12 protein-coding genes are annotated in these 19,513 nt (G+C 71.7%); 4 read left to right on the top strand and 8 right to left on the bottom strand.

The features are described from left to right. The first annotated feature begins 76 nt into the window (after positions 1-76). The 4 genes from AB0M16_RS31560 (at position 77) to AB0M16_RS31545 (ending at position 8,359) form a co-directional block, all read left to right on the top strand. Positions 77-3,946 (top strand): endo-alpha-N-acetylgalactosaminidase family protein, encoded by a 3,870-nt coding sequence (locus AB0M16_RS31560; RefSeq protein ID WP_365349027.1) that lies wholly within the window; start codon positions 77-79, stop codon positions 3,944-3,946. A gap of 142 nt (positions 3,947-4,088) precedes the next feature. Further along, the gene (locus tag AB0M16_RS31555; RefSeq protein WP_365349025.1) at positions 4,089-6,413 is read left to right on the top strand and encodes a polysaccharide lyase 8 family protein; all 2,325 of its coding nucleotides are present in this window, start codon (positions 4,089-4,091) and stop codon (positions 6,411-6,413) included. Positions 6,414-6,556: 143 nt separating this feature from the next. Beyond that, positions 6,557-8,140: an acyl-CoA carboxylase subunit beta gene (locus tag AB0M16_RS31550; RefSeq protein ID WP_365349023.1), complete on the top strand. Its 1,584-nt coding sequence runs from the start codon at positions 6,557-6,559 to the stop codon at positions 8,138-8,140. 15 nt (positions 8,141-8,155) lie between these two features. After that, positions 8,156-8,359: an acyl-CoA carboxylase subunit epsilon gene (locus AB0M16_RS31545; RefSeq protein ID WP_365349021.1), complete on the top strand. Its 204-nt coding sequence runs from the start codon at positions 8,156-8,158 to the stop codon at positions 8,357-8,359. A 199-nt stretch (positions 8,360-8,558) separates the two neighbouring features. On the opposite strand, the gene AB0M16_RS31540 is transcribed toward AB0M16_RS31545, so the two are convergent. The 8 genes from AB0M16_RS31540 to AB0M16_RS31505 form a co-directional block, all read right to left on the bottom strand. Then, entirely contained in the window at positions 8,559-9,140 is a 582-nt protein-coding gene (locus tag AB0M16_RS31540) for an ATP/GTP-binding protein (RefSeq protein ID WP_046905430.1), read from the bottom strand. Beyond that, entirely contained in the window at positions 9,121-9,675 is a 555-nt protein-coding gene (locus tag AB0M16_RS31535) for a DUF742 domain-containing protein (RefSeq protein ID WP_365349019.1), read from the bottom strand. Before AB0M16_RS31535 ends, AB0M16_RS31540 begins: the two co-directional genes overlap by 20 nt. A 93-nt stretch (positions 9,676-9,768) precedes the next feature. Next, positions 9,769-10,182: a roadblock/LC7 domain-containing protein gene (locus AB0M16_RS31530; RefSeq protein WP_189983704.1), complete on the bottom strand. Its 414-nt coding sequence runs from the start codon at positions 10,180-10,182 to the stop codon at positions 9,769-9,771. A gap of 10 nt (positions 10,183-10,192) precedes the next feature. Then, complete coding sequence (locus AB0M16_RS31525) at positions 10,193-13,399, bottom strand: nitrate- and nitrite sensing domain-containing protein (protein WP_365349017.1); 3,207 nt, start codon at positions 13,397-13,399, stop codon at positions 10,193-10,195. Between the two features lie 352 nt (positions 13,400-13,751). After that, complete coding sequence (locus AB0M16_RS31520) at positions 13,752-14,333, bottom strand: ATP/GTP-binding protein (RefSeq protein ID WP_365349016.1); 582 nt, start codon at positions 14,331-14,333, stop codon at positions 13,752-13,754. Further along, positions 14,314-14,721 (bottom strand): DUF742 domain-containing protein, encoded by a 408-nt coding sequence (locus AB0M16_RS31515; RefSeq protein WP_128978535.1) that lies wholly within the window; start codon positions 14,719-14,721, stop codon positions 14,314-14,316. The genes AB0M16_RS31520 and AB0M16_RS31515 overlap by 20 nt, the downstream gene beginning before the upstream one ends. A gap of 168 nt (positions 14,722-14,889) precedes the next feature. Then, the gene (locus AB0M16_RS31510) at positions 14,890-15,303 is read right to left on the bottom strand and encodes a roadblock/LC7 domain-containing protein (RefSeq protein ID WP_030496942.1); all 414 of its coding nucleotides are present in this window, start codon (positions 15,301-15,303) and stop codon (positions 14,890-14,892) included. Positions 15,304-15,312: 9 nt separating this feature from the next. Then, positions 15,313-19,068 (bottom strand): nitrate- and nitrite sensing domain-containing protein, encoded by a 3,756-nt coding sequence (locus tag AB0M16_RS31505; RefSeq protein WP_365349013.1) that lies wholly within the window; start codon positions 19,066-19,068, stop codon positions 15,313-15,315. Positions 19,069-19,513 lie beyond the last annotated feature (445 nt).

Below are 19,513 nucleotides of genomic sequence, written 5' to 3'. Positions count from 1 at the left end.
GGGGTTGTTGGACTGGCGGGCCCCACAGGCCGCGATCTCGTTGACGGTGATCCGGCGCCCGGGCCAACTAGTGCGCATGTCGCACCCATACCCTCCTTCCGCGGCGCGGCGGCTGCGCACGGCCTGCGCGCTGGCCGCCGCCGCCTCCGTCGTCCTCGCCCTCGCCGGACCCGCCCGCGCCGGCGCCCCCGAAGCCCCGCGGGCGAGCGCCGAAGCCGTCATCGGCTCCGACCAGCTGGCGGTCGCCGTCGCCGAGGACTTCCCCCGCGTCCTGTCCTACACCGACCGGGCCACCGGCGCCCGGCTGCTCGGCTCCACCGCCCCCGTCACCCAGGTCGTCCTCAACGGCACCGGCTACACCGTCCGGGCCGCGGCCGCCCCCGTCGTGACCGGCGACTCCGCCGCGTACACCCTCACCTTCCCGGCCCTGCCCGGGGTCGAGATCGACGCGCGCCTGAGCGTCCGAGGCCGGGCCACCACCTTCCAGGTCACCGCCGTCCGCGACACCGAGGCCTTCCGGGTCGGCACCCTCGACATCCCCGGCCACGACCTGGTGTCCGTCGGCTCCGCCGACGACGGCGCCACGACCGCCTTCACCCGGCTCGACCCCGACTCCACCCGGACCGCCGACGTCTTCACCAAGCTCACCTCCGCCACCCCGGCCGAGGCCGCCGCCACCGGCGCGAGCTACGCGATCCTCCACACCGGGGAGCTCGCCGCCGCCGTCGAGTCCAACTCCTCCTACGACAAGCCCTCCGGGGCCTCCGCCCGCGACGGCGCCCGCTTCTGGCACCAGGCCCGCACCCGCACCACCGCCACGGGCGCCGCGGAGACCCGCGTCGGCGTCTGGTCCGGCCAGTGGACCTACCGCGGCGCGGGCGCGCCCGCCCCCGAGAGCGGCGCCGACCTGCCCTGGGCCAAGGTCGTCGTCACCCCCGACGCCAACGCCGACGGCACCGTCGACTGGCAGGACGGCGCCGTCGCCTTCCGCTCCATCGGCGTCAAGGCACCGGGCAGCGACGCGACCCCGGACCGGGTCGTCGCCCACATCCCGTTCAACTTCGCCTCGAACGCCACCCACCCCTTCCTGCGCACCCTGGACGACGTCAAGCGGATCTCCCTCGCCACCGACGGGCTCGGCCAGTTCGCCCTGCTCAAGGGCTACGGCTCCGAGGGCCACGACTCCGCACACCCCGACTACGGCGGCAACTACAACAAGCGCGCCGGCGGTCTCGCCGACCTCAACACCCTGCTCCGGGAGGGCAGGAAGTGGGGCGCCGGCTTCGGCGTCCACGTCAACGCCACCGAGTCGTACCCGGAGGCGAAGAACTTCAGCGAGACCCTCGTCGACAAGAGCAAGCCGGGCTGGAACTGGCTGAACCAGAGCTACTACATCGACCAGCGGCGCGACGTGAACAGCGGCGACCTCGCCCGCCGTTTCCAGCAGCTCCGCGACGAGACCGACCCCAACCTGTCGATGCTCTACCTCGACGTCTACTACACGCACGGCTGGATCGCCGACAAGACGGTGCGAGCCGTCCAGGCGCAGGGCTGGAACGTCGCCACCGAGTGGTCCGAGAAGTTCGAACGCGCCTCCCTGTGGTCCCACTGGGCCAACGACCTCGACTACGGCGGCGCCACCAACAAGGGCCTCAACTCCCAGATCGTCCGCTTCATCCGCAACGGTGAGAAGGACGTCTGGAACGACCACCCGGTGCTCGGCCAGACCGCCCTCGTCGACTTCGAGGGCTGGACCGGCGAGACGGACTACACCGCCTTCTCCGCCAACGTCTGGCAGCGCAACCTGCCCGCCAAGTACCTCCAGCACCAGCGGATCACCCGCTGGGACGGCAACGACATCACGTTCACCGGCGGAGTCCGCGGCACCGTCGAGAACGGCAGCCGCACCTTCTACGAGCACGGCCGCAAGGTCCTCGACGGCGACGCGTACCTGCTGCCCTGGGCCGGCGGGGCGAAGCTCTACCACTACAACGAGCAGGGCGGAAGGACGAGTTGGGCCGTGCCCGGCACGGGCTCGTACACCGTCTACAAGCTCACGGACAACGGACGGGTCAAGGTCGGCGCCGTGACGCCCGCCGACGGCCGCCTCACGCTCGACGCCGTCGCCGGACAGCCCTACGTCCTCTACCCGAACCGGGCGCCCGAGCAGCCCGCCCCCCGCTGGGGCCAGGGCACCCCGGTCAGGGACCCCGGCTTCAACGACGCCCGGCTGAGCTCCTGGACCAGGAGCGGCACCGTCGTCCGCGACACCGACGCCCAGGGCCGCAACAGTGCGAAGTTCAGCGGGTCAGCCCCCGCCTCCGTGCGCCAGCGGATCACCGGCCTCACCCCCGGCGCCCGCTACACCGCCTCCGCCCTCGTCGAGGTCGAGCGCGGCCGGACCCGGCCGACCACGCTCTCCGTGGCCGGCTGGTCCGTGACCGTCGAGCGCTCGGCCCTCGAGGACCGGGTCGCCGCCTCCGACTGGAACGGCACCCGCCTCCAGCGCGCCAAGGTCACCTTCACCGCCCCCGCCACCGGGAGCACCCCGCTGACGATCGAGGCGGCCGGCGGCTCGACCGCCGGTGTCCGCGTCGACGACGTCCGGATCGTGGCCGACGACCCGGCGACGAAGGACGGAGCCCTCGTGTACGAGGACTTCGAGGCCGTCGACCAGGGCTGGGGTCCGTTCCTCAAGGGTGACGCCGGCGGCACCACCGACCCGCGCACCCACATCGCCCAGCTGCACGCCCCCTACACCCAGGCCGGCTGGAACGGAAAGGCGATCGACGACGTCCTCGACGGGGCCGAGTCCCTCAAGTCGCACGACGAGAACAGCGGCCTGGTCTACCGGACCGCGCCCTGGACCGTCCCCATGAAGGACGGCCACGCCTACCGGGTCGAGTACGCCTACCAGTCCAGTCACGCCGGCGCCTACGAGTGGGTCACCGGCTACGACCGTACGAACGGGCCGGGCGCCCCCGTCGAGACCCGCCGCACGCCGATCGGACAACAGCGCACGACCGGACGGTTCAGCGAGACCGTGACCGCCGGCTGCGGCGACACCTGGACCGGGCTGCGCAAGCGCGCGGACGCCCCCGACGGCGCCGACTTCGTCCTCGACCGCTTCACCGTCACCGACCTCGGCCCGGCCCCCGAGCGCGCCGCCTGCGGCACCCTCGCCCTGACCGCGCCCGACACCCTGGAGCCCGGCCGGCCCCACACCGTCACCGCCACCTTCGGCAACGACGAGGCCACCGCCGTCCCCGGAGCGGAGGCCACGCTCGCCCTCCCCGAGGGCTGGACCGCCGAACCCGCCGCGCCCGTCGTCCTCGACCCGGTCGCCGCCGGCGCGACGGTCACCGCCACCTGGCGGGTCACCCCGCCCGTGGACGCCGCCTACCGGCCGTACGAGCTCGGCGCGAGCGTCGCGTACCGAATCGACGGCGCGCCCCGGAGGCTGACCGCGGCGACCACCGTCCGTACCCTGCCTCCGCCGCCCACCGCCGACGCCTGGGCGAGCGACCTCGACTGGACCTCGGCGAGCAACGGCTGGGGCCCCGTCGAGAAGGACCTGTCCAACGGCGAGACCGGCGCCGGTGACGGCAGCCCGCTGCGGATCGGGGGAGTGGCCTACGCCAAGGGCCTGGGCACCCACGCGCCGGCGAAGGTCCGCTACTACCTGGGCGGGCGCTGCACCTCCCTCACCGCCGAGGTCGGCGTGGACGACGTCCAGACCAGCCGCGGCTCCGTGCAGTTCAGCGTGCTCGCCGACGGCGCGGAGAGGGCGAAGTCGCCGGTCCTCAGGGCCGCCGACAGCGCCTGGGCACTCACGGCCGACGTCACCGGCGCCTCCTACGTCGAGCTCGTCGTCGGCGACGGCGGCGACGGGAACGGCAACGACCACGCGGACTGGGGGAACGCGCGCTTCCACTGCGGCGGTTAGCGGGACGGGCGGACCGCGAGGCGGTGACCAGGCTGGGGAGAAAGCGCTTTCGGTCGACGCCGTCGTGCTCATTGATTGCGTCCGAGAGCCGGTGCTACACCGGGCGCCAACCGGTCTACACCTCTTCCTCCGGGAGGCTTCCGTGCCCGTTCCCCACTGGTCCCGCCGCACCTTCCTCGCCGTCGGCTCCGCCGCCGCGACCGCCCTCGCCCTCGCGCCCCAGGCCCGCGCCGCCGAGGACGAGTTCGAGACCCTGCGGCGGCGCTGGGTCGGCCTCCAGCTCGGCTCCGGCTACGACGCCGGGGCCGAGCCCTACGCGTCCCGGCTTGCCGAGACCGGCACCCTCGCCCGTACCTTCCAGAGCACCATGGCCCCCACCGCGACGACCCTCTGGCCCGGCTACGCCTTCGACCCGCCGGCCGGCATCACCCAGAGCTACAGCCGGCTGTGGACCATGACCCAGGCCTACCTCCAGGACGGCACCGGCCTCACCGGCGACCCCGCCCTGCTCGCCGACGTCCTGCGCGGCCTCGACCACCTCTCCGAGCGGATCTACAAGCCGGGCGTCCAGCGCTACGGCAACTGGTGGGAGTGGCAGATCGGTTCCCCGCGCCTCCTCATGGACATCGTCGCCGCCCTCCACCCGCTGCTCGGCGCCGACCGGGTCGCGGCCGCCTGCGCGGCCGTCGACCACTTCGTCCCCGACGGCGCGCTCGGCTCCTACACCGGCACCTCCACCGGGGCCAACCGCGTCGACCTGTGCCGCTCGGTCGCGGTCCGTGGGGTGGTCGGTGCGGACCCCGCCAAGATCGCCCTCGCCCGCGACGCCCTCTCGCCCGTCTTCCCGTACGTCACCAAGGGCGACGGCCTCTACGCCGACGGCTCCTTCGTGCAGCACACCTGGGTCGCCTACTCCGGCACCTACGGCCAGGTCATGCTCGACGGCCTCGGGCGGCTCTTCACCCTGCTCGCCGGCTCCCGTTGGCAGGTCGTGGACCCGGCCCGGCAGATCGTCCTCGACAGTGTCGAGCACGCCTACGCCCCCCTCGTCCACGACGGCCTGATGATGGACAGCGTCAACGGGCGGGCCATCAGCCGGGGTTACCTCAAGAGCGACGAGCGGAGGATCCTGCGCTCCGACCACTTCCACGGTCAGGGCGTCATCGCCGCCATCGCGCTGCTCGCCGGTGGCGCGAGCCCGGCCGAGCGCGAGCGCTGGCACGCCCGGGTGAAGGGCTGGATCGAGCGCGACACCGTCGCCCCGATCCTCGCCGCCCGGCAGTTCGGCGTCGCCGACCTCGCCCGGCTGCACGCCGTCGCCGCCTCTCCGGTGCCCGCCGCCCCCGAGCCCACCGAGCACCGGCTCTTCGCGTCCATGGACCGGGCCGTGCACCGCCGGCCCGGCTGGGCCGCCAACCTCTCGATGGCCTCCGAGCGCATCTCCCACTACGAGTGCGGCAACGGCGAGAACCCGCGCGGCTGGCACACCGGCGCCGGAATGCTCTCCTGGTGGACGCGGGGCCAGGGCGGGCAGTACACGGACTGGTTCTGGCCCACCGTCGACCCCTACAGGCTGCCCGGCACCACCGTCTCCACCCAGCGCCTCGCCGACCGGGCCGGCGGCGAGTGGGGCGCGCCCAGGCCGGCCGTGCAGTGGGTCGGCGGCGCCACCGACGGGGAGTTCGCGGCGGTGGGCCAGCACCTCAAGGGCCTCGGCTCCACCCTGGAGGCCCGCAAGTCCTGGTTCTGCGCCGCCGACGCCGTGATCTGCCTGGGCGCCGGCATCAGCGCCGCGGACGGGGTGCCGGTCGAGACGATCGTCGACAACCGGTGCCTGGGCGAGAACGGCACGGCCGCGTTCACGACCGGCCCGGGCTGGGCCCATCTGGCCGGGCACGGCGGCTGGGTCTTCCCCGGCGGTACGGGGAACCTGCGCACGTTGCGCGAGGACCGCACCGGCGCCTGGAGCGACATCAACACCACCAGCTCCACCGAGCGTCGCACCCGCCGCTACCAGACCCTCTGGTTCGACCACGGCACGGACCCGGCGGACGCCTCGTACGCCTACCTCCTGATGCCGGGCGCCGCTCCGCGGACGCTCGCCGCCCGGGCCGCCGATCCGGGCTGGCTGCGGATCCTCGCCAACGGCGCCGACCGGCAGGCCGTCGCCGTCCCGTCCCTCGGACTGACCGCCGTCAACTTCTGGCGGGCCGGTACGGTGGACCGCCTCACCGTCGCCGCGCCCGCGAGCGTGCTGCTGCGGCGCACCAGGGACACGGTGACGCTGCGGACGAGCGAACCGCCGCGGACCGGACAGCCCTACGAGCTGGTCTGGGACCGTCCCGTCAAGGCGGTGCGCGCCCGGGACGCCTCGGTGGAGGTGCTCGCCGCCGGGACCGGTGGACTGCGCCTGCGGATCACGCCGGGTACCGCGGGCGCCACGCACCGTTGTGATCTTCTTGTGTAGAAACCCTACAATCACCTGGGGTGTCTGGCTGTTGACTCGGCCTGGTGGGGTGATGCTTCTGTCAAGCCCCACCAGGATTCGACACGCGAGACTGTACGGAGTCGACGGCGGGGTTTTCTTGGCGGAGTTCGTAGGGTCGGTACATGACCGTTGTGGACCAGATCCCGAGCGAGCCCGCTGACGCCCGTGGCCGTGTGGCCGAGCTGCACGAGCTGCGCGAGCAGGCTCGGCGTGGCCCGAGTGACCGAGCGACCGAGGCCCAGCACGCGAAGGGCAAGCTGACCGCTCGCGAGCGCATCGAGCTGCTGCTCGACCCGGGTTCGTTCCAGGAGGTCGAGCAGCTGCGCCGGCACCGCGCCAGCGGCTTCGGCCTGGAGGCCAAGAAGCCGTACACCGACGGTGTCATCACCGGCTGGGGCACGGTCGAGGGCCGCACGGTCTTCGTCTACGCGCACGACTTCCGGATCTTCGGCGGCGCGCTGGGCGAGGCCCACGCCACCAAGATCCACAAGATCATGGACATGGCCATCGCGGCCGGTGCCCCGCTGGTCTCCCTGAACGACGGCGCCGGCGCCCGCATCCAGGAGGGCGTCTCCGCCCTCGCCGGCTACGGCGGCATCTTCCAGCGCAACACCAAGGCGTCCGGCGTCATCCCGCAGATCAGCGTGATGCTCGGCCCGTGCGCCGGCGGCGCGGCCTACAGCCCCGCCCTCACCGACTTCGTCTTCATGGTCCGCGAGACCTCGCAGATGTTCATCACCGGCCCGGACGTCGTCAAGGCGGTCACCGGTGAGGAGATCACCCAGAACGGCCTCGGCGGCGCCGACGTGCACGCCGAGACCTCGGGCGTCGCGCACTTCGCGTACGACGACGAGGAGACCTGCATCGCCGAGGTGCGCTACCTCCTGTCGATGCTCCCGCAGAACAACCGCGAGAACCCGCCGACCGTCCCCTCCGAGGACCCGGCGGACCGCCGCTCCGACGTGCTCCTGGACCTCGTGCCCGCCGACGGCAACCGCCCGTACGACATGCACAAGGTCATCGAGGAGCTCGTCGACGAGGGCGACTACCTGGAGATCCACGAGCGCTGGGCCCGCAACATCATCTGCGCCCTCGCCCGTCTGGACGGTCAGGTCGTGGGCATCGTGGCCAACCAGCCGCAGACGCTCGCCGGTGTCCTGGACATCGAGGCCTCCGAGAAGGCCGCCCGCTTCGTTCAGATGTGCGACGCCTTCAACATCCCGATCATCACTCTTCTGGACGTACCCGGCTTCCTGCCTGGTGTAGACCAGGAGCACGGTGGAATCATCCGGCACGGCGCGAAGCTGCTGTACGCCTACTGCAACGCGACCGTCCCCCGGATCTCGCTGATCCTGCGCAAGGCGTACGGCGGCGCGTACATCGTCATGGACTCGCAGTCCATCGGTGCCGACCTGACGTACGCCTGGCCCACCAACGAAATCGCGGTGATGGGTGCCGAGGGCGCTGCCAACGTCATCTTCCGCAAGCAGATCGCGGAGGCCGAGGACCCCGAGGCCATGCGCGCGCGCATGGTCAAGGAGTACAAGGCCGAGCTCATGCACCCGTACTACGCCGCGGAGCGCGGCCTGGTCGACGACGTCATCGACCCGGCCGAGACCCGCGAGGTGCTGGTCAAGTCCCTCGCGATGCTCCGCACCAAGCACGCCGACCTGCCGTCCCGCAAGCACGGCAACCCGCCTCAGTAAGAGGAGCCCACCGAAGTGACCACGCCTGCCACAGCCAACCTTCTCCGCGTCGAGAAGGGCCACGCCGACCCCGAGGAGCTCGCCGCCATCACCGCGGTCCTCCTCGCCCGCGCCGCCGCACAGCCCACCGAGCCCGCCCACCACGGCCGCTCCACGGCCGGCTGGCGCCGCCTGGAGCGCCAGTCGGGCTTCCGCCCCTCGCACTCCTGGCAGGGCTGACCCAGCCGAGGCCCGAAGGCCCCCGCTCCCGGCAAGGGAACGGGGGCCTTCGGCGTACCCGGGGGACTGGGACGCTCGGCGTACCCGGGGGCCGGGCGACCGCACGCACACGACGAAGGCCCCCGCGCCGCACGCACACGACGAAGGCCCCCGCACCGAACACGGTGCGGGGGCCTTCGTGCGAGGGCGTCCGTCGGGACTACCGCAGGCGGGCCATGAGCGCGTGCTCCACCAGGGTGATGAGCGCGCTCTTGGCGTCCGCGCGGTGGCGGGCGTCGGTCGTGATGATCGGGGTGTCCGGACCGATCTGGAGGGCCTCGCGGACCTCTTCCGGGTTGTAGGGCTGGTGCCCGTCGAAGCCGTTCAGGGCGATGACGAAGGGGAGGCCCGAGTTCTCGAAGTAGTCGACGGCGGGGAAGCAGTCGGCGAGCCGCCGGGTGTCGACCAGGACGACGGCGCCGATGGCGCCGCGGACGAGGTCGTCCCACATGAACCAGAAGCGGTCCTGACCGGGCGTACCGAAGAGGTACAGGATCAGGTCCTGGTCCAGGGTGATACGGCCGAAGTCCATGGCGACAGTCGTCGTCGTCTTGTCGCCCGTGTGGGTGAGGTCGTCGATGCCCGCGGACGCGGACGTCATCACGGCCTCGGTTCGCAGCGGGTTGATCTCCGAGACCGCGCCGACGAACGTGGTCTTGCCCACGCCGAAGCCACCCGCCACCACGATCTTCGCGCTGGTGGTTGAACGGGCCGCGCCGCCGTTAGAGCTTGCGAAGTCCACTGAGCACCCTTTCGAGCAGTGTCACGTCTGGCTGACCGCCGGCGGCCTCGTCGCCGCCGGGCTGGTGGATGGCGACGAGTCCGGCCTCGGCCAGGTCGGCGACGAGAATCCGGGCAACGCCGAGGGGGATGGAGAGAAGGGCCGAGATCTCCGCGACCGACTTGATCTCGAAGCAGAGCCGGCAGATCCGCTGGTGCTCGGGCAACTGCCCCTGCAGCCGGGCCGGATCGGCCGTCGTGCTGACCAGCGCCTCGATGGCGAGCTGGTAACGCGGCCGGGTCCGGCCGCCGGTCATCGCGTACGGCCGGACGAGCGGGTTGCTCCCGCCCGAGGCGCCCGCACCGCCCCGCCGCCCGGCGGGCGCGCTCGGCGAGCCTGCGGGCATGGGCTGGGTCTGCGGCTGCTGATAGGGCTGCGAAACACCCTGTCTGCTCGGCGCGGAGGGAAAGTTGAAGCGGTTCTGCGCGGTGTCGCCCAGGGGCGCCTGGTGCGCGTCAAAACCGTTGTAAGGGCTTCCGCCCGGGGGTGTGCCCACGTCTCCTCCTCCGACTGCCTCGCGGCCCCATGTCCCGTGGAACCGCGCCACCGCACCCTACGGTGCGGTGGCGAGAAACGCACTGTCTGTCTGTTAGTTGAGAAGACTTCCCTGAAGTTCCGCCCGGAGGTCGGGCGTCAGGACGCTTCCCGCGCGGTCGACGAGCAGTGCCATCTCGTAGCCCACGAGGCCGATGTCGGACTCCGGGTGGGAGAGCACGGCCAGCGAGGAGCCGTCCGAGATCGACATGATGAAGAGGAAGCCGCGCTCCATCTCCACGACGGTCTGGTTGACCGCGCCGCCCTCGAAGATCCGGGACGCACCCGCGGTCAGCGAGGTCAGCCCGGACGCGACCGCCGCCAGCTGGTCGGCGCGGTCCCGGGGGAACCCCTCGGACATCGCCAGCAGGAGGCCGTCGGCGGAGACCACCACCGTGTGGGACACCCCGGGGGTGTTGTCCACGAAGTTGGTGATCAACCAGTTCAGATTCTGCGCCGCCTGGCTCATCGCGCTCACACTAACGCTCCTGGTTGTAGGTGTTGCCCGGGCCGAAGCCCGATCCGTTCGTGTCCGTTCCCGCGCTGCGTCCCTGCTGGATGCCGCGGCGCAGGTTGCTCAACCTGCCCCGGACGTCCTCGGGTGCGCGGGAGACCTGGGGGCCGCCCTGCGGGGTCGTCTCCGCGGCTCCCTCGACCAGGTTGGCCTTGGGAACCCGTCGCGGAAGGCCGGAGGGGGTGACCCCGCCCGCCTTCGGGTCGCGGAGCTTCTCGGCCCGTGACCAGCGCTCGTCGTTGGCGGAGCGCCATTCACCGGTGCCGTCGGCTTCGTCGACGACCGGTCGCACGGGCTGGGCCGGCGGCGCGGGCTGCTGCGGTGCCTGCGGGGTCTGCGGCGCCTGCGGGGCGACGCTGCCGCGGCGCGGCAGACCGGCGTCGGTCAGCGCGTGGCCGGCGTCCGGGGTGGGACTCGGCGTGGCACCCGGACGGTCGAAGCCTACGCGCTCGCGGTCCTGTTCGGGAGCGACCTGGACGGATTCCGATTCCGTCCCGAACTCCTGCGCGTAGCCGTCGCCGTAGCCGGCCTGCTGCTGCCAGTCACCCTGGTGGGGCTGGGTTTCGTAGGCGTTCTCGTACCCCGCGTGGCCGCCCTGGCCACCGTCGTACGCAGCTTCCGCATACGCCTGGTGGGAGTAGCCGTCGGCGGGCTGCTCGTAGCCCTCGTAACCCTGCTGCGCATAGCCGTACGCGTCCTGGCCCTGCGGGTACTCCTGCGCGTACTCGGCAGGGTACGCGGCTGCGTAGTCCTGCTCGTGCTCCTGCTGTACGAACGTCTGCTGCGGCTGCGCGGCCGGGGCGGGCTCGTCCTGGAACAGCGGCTGGTCGCCGCCCTGCGCCTGGGCCTCCAGGGCCGCCCGGCGCTCCTCGCGCATCAGCGAGCGGTTGACCGGGTCGAGCTGGCGGTCGTCGGCAGGCTGCTCGTAGCGCGAGTCGTCGAAGCCGAGCTCCGCCGCGGTGCGCATCGGCTGCGGCTGCGGGTCGAAGGCGGTCTGCGCCTGCTGCGGGATCATCTGCGAGACGGTGAAGTCGTCGTGCAGCGGCTGCTCGCCGCCACCGCCGTGCGTGATCGCGTCCGGCAGCATGACCAGCGAGGTCGTGCCGGCCTGCTCGCCCGAGGGGCGCAGCTGGACGCGGATGCCGTGCCGGTCGGCGAGTCGGCCGACCACGAACAGGCCCATGCGCTGCGAGACGGCGGCGTCCACGGTCGGCGGGTTGGCCAGCTTGTGGTTGATGTCCGCGAAGTCCTCGGCGGTGAGGCCGATGCCCTTGTCGTGGATCTCGACCATGACGCGGCCGTCGGGGAGACGGGTCGCGGTGACGCGGACCTTGGTCTGCGGTGAGGAGAACGTGGTGGCGTTCTCCAGGAGCTCGGCGAGCAGGTGCACGAGGTCGGTCACGGCCTGGCCGTGGATGTCGGCCTCGGGGACGCCGGCGATGTCGATGCGCTCGTACTGCTCCACCTCGGAGGCGGCGGCGCGCATGACGTCGACCAGCGGGACCGGCTGGTCCCAGCGGCGGCCCGGCTCCTCGCCGGCGAGGACGAGGAGGTTCTCGCCGTTGCGGCGCATACGGGTGGCCAGGTGGTCCAGGCGGAAGAGGTTCTCCAGCTGGTCCGGGTCGGCCTCGTTGTTCTCCAGGTCGGTGATGAGGGTCAGCTGGCCCTCGATCAGGGACTGGTTGCGGCGCGACAGGTTCGTGAAGATCGCGTTGACGTTGCCCCGGAGCATGGCCTGCTCGGCGGCGAGCCGGACGGCCTCGCGGTGCACCTGGTCGAAGGCGCGGGCGACCTCGCCGATCTCGTCCTGGGAGTCGATCGGGATGGGCTGCACGCGGGTGTCGACCCGGCCGGGCTCGGTACGGGACAGCTGGTCGACGAGCATCGGCAGGCGCTGCTCGGCGATGCCGAAGGCGGCGGTGCGCAGCTCGCGCATCGAGCGGCTCATCTGGCGGGCCATCATCCCGGCCAGGATGAAGGCGGCGAGGAGGGCGACGACGACGATGCCGCCGATGACCCAGGCGTCGGTCTTGGCCTCGTCGGAGATGTCGGCGGCCTCGGTCACGGCCTTGTCGACGAGCTCCTTCTCGACCTCGGTGTAGCCGTCGAACTTGGCGGTGGCGACGGCGCCCCAGGTCTCGGCGGTGATGCCCTGCTGCTTCAGGTCGGCGAGGGCGTCGGCGTCCTTGGCGGAGCCGATGGCCTGCGCGACGCCGGCGTAGACGGAGGAGTCCTTGCCGCCGCCCTTGGGCAGTTCGATGCCCAGGGCCGCCATCTTCTTGGAGCCCTCGGCGGCCTTGCCCGCCATGACCTGCTGGAGCCGCTCCACGTCGGCCTGGGTGCCGCCCGACTGGTACTCGCCGAGGGCGATCTGCTCCAGGTAGTTGTACGAGTTGAACGCAACCGACTGCTGCGCGAAGACGTCGTCCTTCTTGCTGGGGCGGACCAGGAGCTGGGTGCCGATCGACCGCTGCAGGGACTCGGCGGCCTTCGCGAGCTGGATCGCGTAGACCGTACGGCCGTAGCTGGTGATGTTGCCGGTGCCCAGACCGAGCTCGTTGGAGAACTCCATCAGGTAGTGCTGGACCTCGGTGTACCCCAGCTGGGTGTTCACCGGGTCCAGGGAGCGCGTGTAGGCGACCTTGCGGAGCTCCGTCAGCTTGGGCTCGGCGTTGCGGAAGAGGCCGAGGCGGCGCTCCATGCCCTGCCCGCCCGGCATGTTCTTGACGGCCTCGTCGAACTTGACCTTGGCGGCGTCGGTGGCGGCGTAGGCCTGGGTGACCTCGTCGCTCTCGCGGTCCGTGGGGGTCTTGGCCTTGAGGAGGGGAGCGGCGGTGAGGTCACGCTCGTTGAGCAGCGCCTGGCTGTAGTCCGAGGCGGCGCGCACGATGAGCGCCGTCTTCTCGGCGTCCTGCGCCTCCTGCCAGGTGTCGATGGCGGCCTTCACCTGGAAGCCGCCCATGACGAGCCCGACGAGCACGGGTATGAGGAGGATGGCGTTCAGTCGGGTGGGCACGCGCCAGTTGCGCGGCGACAGCTTGCTGGAGCTGCCCTTGCGCACCGGGGCCGGCGACGTCACGGGCTCGTCCGCGGGCGGGATCACCGCGCGCGACGGCGGCGTGAAGTTGCCCCGCGTCTGCTGCTCTGCGGAGCTTTCCTTGCTTCGCCTCACTCGACCAACAACCTCTCGGCGTCGGCACCTACGTCGTGCCGGGTGTTTCGTTCAGGGCCGTACTACTCGGGAGTTCATGAATTCCAGCACGTGAAGGGGGTCCCTTCCAAACAGTGCGAAGCAGCCGGTTTTTGGGCCACATGCCGGAGATAAAACGGGCATAAAGAGCGAGCCCCGCCAAAAAGCGGGGCTCATGTGAGCGCAGTGGCACCGATCGGATGCGTCGGGTGTCCGAGGCGCCCGAATTCTCTGTCGAAATGTTATGAACTCGGGGGCGGTCGTGTCGAAGGACACAGACCGCCCCCAAAATCTCTACGACAACTGCCGTATATCAACTTCTCCTTGATGTGTACTACTTCAGACGCGCCATGAGGGCGTGCTCGACGAGGGTGATGAGCGCGCTCTTGGCGTCCGCGCGGTGGCGCGCGTCGGTCGTGATGATCGGGGTGTCGGGCCCGATCTGCAGCGCCTCGCGCACCTCGTCCGGCGTGTACGGCTGGGCGCCGTCGAAACCGTTCAGGGCGATGACGAAGGGGAGGCCCGAGTTCTCGAAGTAGTCGACGGCGGGGAAGCAGTCGGCGAGCCGCCGGGTGTCGACCAGGACGACGGCGCCGATGGCGCCGCGGACGAGGTCGTCCCACATGAACCAGAAGCGGTCCTGACCGGGCGTACCGAAGAGGTACAGGATCAGGTCCTGGTCCAGGGTGATACGGCCGAAGTCCATCGCCACCGTGGTGGTCGACTTCCCTCCGGTGTGGGTCAGGTCGTCGATGCCCGCCGAGGCGGCCGTCATCACGGCCTCGGTCCGCAGCGGGTTGATCTCGGAGACGGCGCCGACGAACGTGGTCTTGCCCACGCCGAAGCCACCCGCCACCACGATCTTCGCGCTGGTGGTGGAACGGGCCGCGCCGCCGTTAGAGCTTGCGAAGTCCACTGAGCACCCTTTCGAGCAGTGTCACGTCCGGCGTGCCGCCGGCCTCTCCGTTACCCGGCTGGTGGATGGCCACCATGCCCGCCTCGGCCAGGTCGGCCACGAGGATGCGGGCCACACCGAGCGGCATGGACAGCAGAGCCGAGACCTCGGCCACCGACTTCACCTCACGGCACAGGTGGCAGATCCGCTGGTGCTCGGGGAGCAGGGTGGCCAGGTGCGCCGGGTCGGCCGTGGTGCTGACCAGTGCCTCTATGGCGAGCTGGTAGCGCGGCCGGGTCCGGCCGCCGGTCATCGCATAGGGACGGACCAGCGGCTGGTCGCCCTCAGCTCCGTAGCCGTCGTCTATCGACGCGCCGTACGGATCGTGAGAGGCGGGGGGCGGGGTCATGAATCCTCCGGGCGTGACAGCAGAGACTTCTGCCGTCTGATGGGGCCGGTGGGGGGCCGGATTGGGGCGGCCGGACGGTGAACGGTCCAGGTCGGGTGCGGAGGGGCGCACCGACCCGTGCGTGTCGGTTTCGGGTTCGCGTTACATGAAAGGGCGGGGTCGGTGGAGCTAGTGGAGCAGGCTGCCCTGGAGCTCGGCCCGCAGATCCGGGGTGAGCACACTGCCCGCCCGGTCCACGAGGAGCGCCATCTCGTAGCCCACGAGGCCGATGTCGCACTCCGGGTGGGCGAGCACGGCCAGCGAGGAGCCGTCCGAGACGGACATCAGGAAGAGGAAGCCGCGCTCCATCTCCACGACGGTCTGGGCGACGGGTCCGCCCTCGAAGATCCGGGACGCCCCCGCGGTCAGCGAGGTCAGTCCGGACGCGACCGCCGCCAGCTGGTCGGCACGGTCGCGGGGGAACCCTTCGGACATGGCAAGGAGCAGTCCGTCGGCGGAGACCACCACCGTGTGGGACACCCCGGGGGTGTTGTCCACGAAATTGGTGATCAACCAGTTCAGATTCTGCGCCGCCTGGCTCATCGCGCTCAACTAACGCTCCTGCTGCTGGGTCGGACCGAGATTGAAGGAACCCGTGGTGGAGTTGCCCGCCTGACGGCCCTGCTGGATACCGCGACGCAGATTGGTGAGTCGGCCGCGGACGTCGTCGGGTGCGCGGGACACCTGGGGGCCGGCCGTGTTGGCCTGCTCCTGGGCGGTCCCGGGCACGAGGTTGGCCCGCGGCACGCGCCGCGGAAGCCCGGAGGTGGTGACACCGCCGGCCGCGGGCTTGCGCACCCGCTCGGCCTGGCGCACCAGCTCGTCGTTGGGCGAGGTCCGCCAGGCGGCCCCGCCGTTCTGCCGGCCGGCGTCCGGCTGCTGCGGGGCCGTCGTACCGGGCCGCTGCGGAGCGCTCGTACCGGGCCGCTGCGGAGCGCTCGTACCGGGCCGCTGCGGGGCACTGGTGCCGGGGCGCTGCGGGACCACGGGCGTCTGCATCGTCCGCTCGACGTCCGGGACGCCCTGCGTCGGAGCCTGCTGGGGGGCGTGGCCCTGCCCGGTCGGAGCGGGCGCCTGGCCCTGCTCCTGGCGGAACCAGTTGGTCTCCAGCGTGTCGTACAGCGGGGTACGCCCGTCACCGGAGCCGGCCGCCGGCAGCGCCTCGGGCTGACGCGGCTGCTGGAGCTGCGGCTGCTGGGGCTGCTGCGGCTGGTTCGCGGTCCGCTGGCGCGGGGCCGGTGCCTGCGGGGCGTGCTGCTGGGCCTGCGGAGCCTGCGCCTGCGGGACGTACGGCTGCTGGCCGAACGCCTGCTGCTGCTGGGGCTGCTGGGGCGCCTGCTGCGGCGCACCGAAGTCGGGCCGCGGGAACTGCGCGGTGGACGCCGGGTCCTGGGCACTGCCCTGGTAGCCCTGCGGAGCCATCGGCTGCGGGGCCTGCTGCGGCACACCGAAGTCCGGGCGCGGGAACTGGCCGGTGGAACCGGGACCGTCGGGCTGCGCGTAACGGCCCGCGTTCTCCGGCTCCTCGTGACCACGAGGCGCGTCCAGCGGCGTCATGTCCTGCTGCGGCCGGCGGACCGGCTGCACCTGCTCGTTGCCCCAGCTCGCGGCCTGCGGGCGCTGCTGCTGCTGCTGCGGGTTGCCGCCGGGGAGCTCGGCGTGCGGGAAGTCGTTCTGCGGGGCCTGTGCGGGCCGGCCGCCCTGGCCGCCCCACACGTCCGTACGGGACGGGATCGCGCTCTGCGCGCCGCCGCCGAAGCCGCCGGGCGAACCGGCGCCGAGGCCGGGTCGCTGCGGCTCCTGCGGAACGGGCGGGAGCTGAGCGGTCTGCGGACCCTGCGCCTGGACGGGCGCGGGAGCCTGCTGCGAGCGCTCCTGGAAGAGGTTGGGGCCGCCCTGGCCGCCCTGCGGGCCGTTCGGGCGCTGGGCGCCGTCCCGGCCGGGCAGCGCGCCGCGGGTCGCTCCGGCGGCGGCACCGAGCCGGCCGCCGGGCGCGGAAGGGGCACCGCCCGGAAGTCCGCCGGGGGCACCGGGACCACCGGCCGCACCGGGACCGCCGGTGAGGCGGCCGCCCGGGGCGCCGGCACCCTGCGGCACGGCGCCCTGGCCGCCCGCACCGGACTTCGGCACGGGCTTCTTGCCGCCGTGGGCGACGTCGACCGGGAGCATGACGAGCGCGGTGGTGCCGCCCGAGTCGGACGGGCGCAGCTGGATCCGGATGCCGTGTCGCAGGGACAGGCGGCCGACCACGAACAGACCCATGCGGCGCGAGACCGAGACGTCCACGGTGGGCGGCGAGGCGAGCCGCTCGTTGATCGCGGCCAGGTCCTCGGGGGAGAGGCCGATGCCGGTGTCGTGGATCTCGACCAGCACGCGGCCGTCGGGCAGGGCGTGACCGGTGACGCGGACCTTGGTCTGCGGCGAGGAGAACGAGGTGGCGTTCTCGAGGAGCTCGGCGAGCAGGTGCACGAGGTCGTTGACGACGCGGCCGGCGACGTCCGTCGCGGGGACGGCGGCCAGCTCGATGCGCTCGTACTGCTCCACCTCGGAGGCGGCGGCGCGGAGGACGTCGACCAGCGGGACCGGGCGGGTCCAGCGGCGGCCGGGCTCTTCACCGGCGAGAACGAGGAGGTTCTCACCGTTACGGCGCATGCGGGTCGCGAGGTGGTCGAGCTTGAACAGCGAGGACAGCTGGTCCGGGTCGGCCTCGCGGGACTCCAGCTCGGAGATGAGGGAGAGCTGGCGCTGGATGAGGCCCTGGGAACGCCGCGAGAGGTTGGTGAACATCGCGTTGACGTTGCCCCGGAGGAGGGCCTGCTCGGCGGCGAGGCGGACCGCCTCGCGGTGCACGTCGTCGAAGGCCGCGGCCACCTGGCCGATCTCGTCGCGGGAGTGCACACCGACGGACTCGACGGAGGTGTCGACGTCCTGCGGGTCGGACTCGGAGAGCTGCTTGACCAGCTCGGGCAGGCGTTCCTGGGCGACCTTGGTCGCGGTGTCCTGGAGCCGGCGCAGCGAGCGGATCATGGACCGGGCCACGACGAAGGCGCCGACGAGGGAGACGCCGAGGACGAGGAGGATCAGGGCACCGTTGATGATGGCGTCGCGCTGCGACTCCTGGCGCAGCTCACGGGCCTTGGTCTCCATCTCGCCCAGCAGCGTGGCCTCGATGGTCTTCATGGCACGCATCTTGGTGCCGTACTCGTCGGTGAAGTTCAGGTGACCGCGCTTGACGTCCGGCAGACCGCGGTCGGACTTCAGCATCCGCTGCGCGTAGTTGTCGGCCGCCTCGATCGAGGGGTTGCCGTTGGTCAGCGAGGCGGTGAGCTCCTCGGCGTCGCCGCCGGTCGACTCGTAGATCGCCCGGAAGGACTTGAACTCGTCGCCCTCACTGTTCTGCGCGGCCTCGCCGTAGAGCCGGTCGCCGAGCTGGAGGCTGGCGGCGCGGCTGTCGTTCGGGGGCAGCGCGGAGGCGATGATCGCCTGCTGGATGGAGGCGTACTCCTTGGCGGACGAGAACGCGGCGAGCGCGCGGGTCCGCTTGATCATCTCCGGGTTGCTGGTGGCCTGCGCCATGTCCTGGGACAGGCTGAGCAGCGAGCGGATGAGACGGCTGTAGGCCTCGACCGTCACCGAGTTCGCGATGTTCTTCTTGTACGCGGTGGCGCGGATGTTGTGCAGCTGGCTGACCTGCGCGGCGATCTGGCTGACGTTCTGCCGGATGTTGCGCAGCGACTCGTCGTCCTCGACGGTCGGGATGTCGTTGGTCGCGTCGAGGAAGGCCTTGTAGGCGCGGTCGGCCTTCTTGCGCGGGTTGGAGACCTGGTAGTCGCTCGGCGAGTTGCCGTTGGCGAGCGGACCGGCGGAGAGGTCGCGCTCCTCCTGGAGGGCCTCCGCGAAGTTGGTGGCCTCCTTGGTCAGCTTGGTGAGCAGCTGCATGTTGTCCAGCTGCTCCATGTCCTGCAAGGACTCGCTGATACGGATGCCACCGAGGCTGGTCGCCGCGACCACGGGGAGGGTCAGCAGGGCGACCAGGCGGGTGGAGATGCGCCAGTTGCGCAGGGCTATTCGGGGCCCGACCTGGTTGTCGGACTTCAGCTTGGGCAGCGGGGCGTGCTCTGCCGCGGCGTCGGCGGCGGTTCCGCGCGCGGCGGAGTCACCGCCCTCGCCCTTCCCGGTGTTCTGGGGGTGCGAGGCCGGGGAACCGTGGTGGGTCCCGGCACGCGGCTCCTGCTCCGCCGGAGTTTCCCCACGGCCCTTGCGGGCCTGGGAAGAGCCCGTGCCATCCCTCTTGAAACGTCCCTGCACTAGCGTCGCAACCTCTGGACCAGGCGTCCTTCCGGGTGAACGGAGAGGACGGTGTCGGCGTCGTGGGGCGCAGGTGCACCCCAGTGGTGGTCGTCGGTGACCGGCGCAGATCCCCCCTGTCTCCCGCCACTCGGCCGGCGCTGCGTTGCGCCCCCTGCGCGCCGGCCTCAAACCCGCGACGGTGCGTGGAATTCCAGCACAGTGCCGGATCTCCAACAAGGGCCGTGGGGCGCGTCGCGAAGGGGATGACAACGTGTGAACGTCGTGTCACCCCATGTAGAAGATGATCACGGAGGAATCGGGCGTATCTCCGTGAAACGGCAGGGAGGGAGGGGTGTCCCAGTCGCGATGATCAGGAGCGGAATGGAGCATTCAGTAGCGGAATGTCCGTTTCGGTGACCCCTGGGGGCGGTGCGTAATGCCCGGATTGTTCCTCAAGTGGTGA

The organism is Streptomyces sp. NPDC051921 (assembly GCF_040680975.1).
GTDB lineage: Bacteria > Actinomycetota > Actinomycetes > Streptomycetales > Streptomycetaceae > Streptomyces.
Note: the sequence above shows the minus strand (reverse complement) of the source record. Positions and strands in the feature narration are given on the sequence as shown.

Excerpts from the sequence above, each read along its gene's own strand:
- AB0M16_RS31550 (WP_365349023.1), top strand. The coding sequence starts at position 6,557 with ATGACCGTTGTGGACCAGATCCCGAGCGAGCCCGCTGACGCCCGTGGC.
- AB0M16_RS31530 (WP_189983704.1), bottom strand. The coding sequence starts at position 10,182 with ATGAGCCAGGCGGCGCAGAATCTGAACTGGTTGATCACCAACTTCGTG.
- AB0M16_RS31560 (WP_365349027.1), top strand. The coding sequence starts at position 77 with ATGTCGCACCCATACCCTCCTTCCGCGGCGCGGCGGCTGCGCACGGCC.
- AB0M16_RS31510 (WP_030496942.1), bottom strand. The coding sequence starts at position 15,303 with ATGAGCCAGGCGGCGCAGAATCTGAACTGGTTGATCACCAATTTCGTG.
- AB0M16_RS31515 (WP_128978535.1), bottom strand. The coding sequence starts at position 14,721 with ATGACCCCGCCCCCCGCCTCTCACGATCCGTACGGCGCGTCGATAGAC.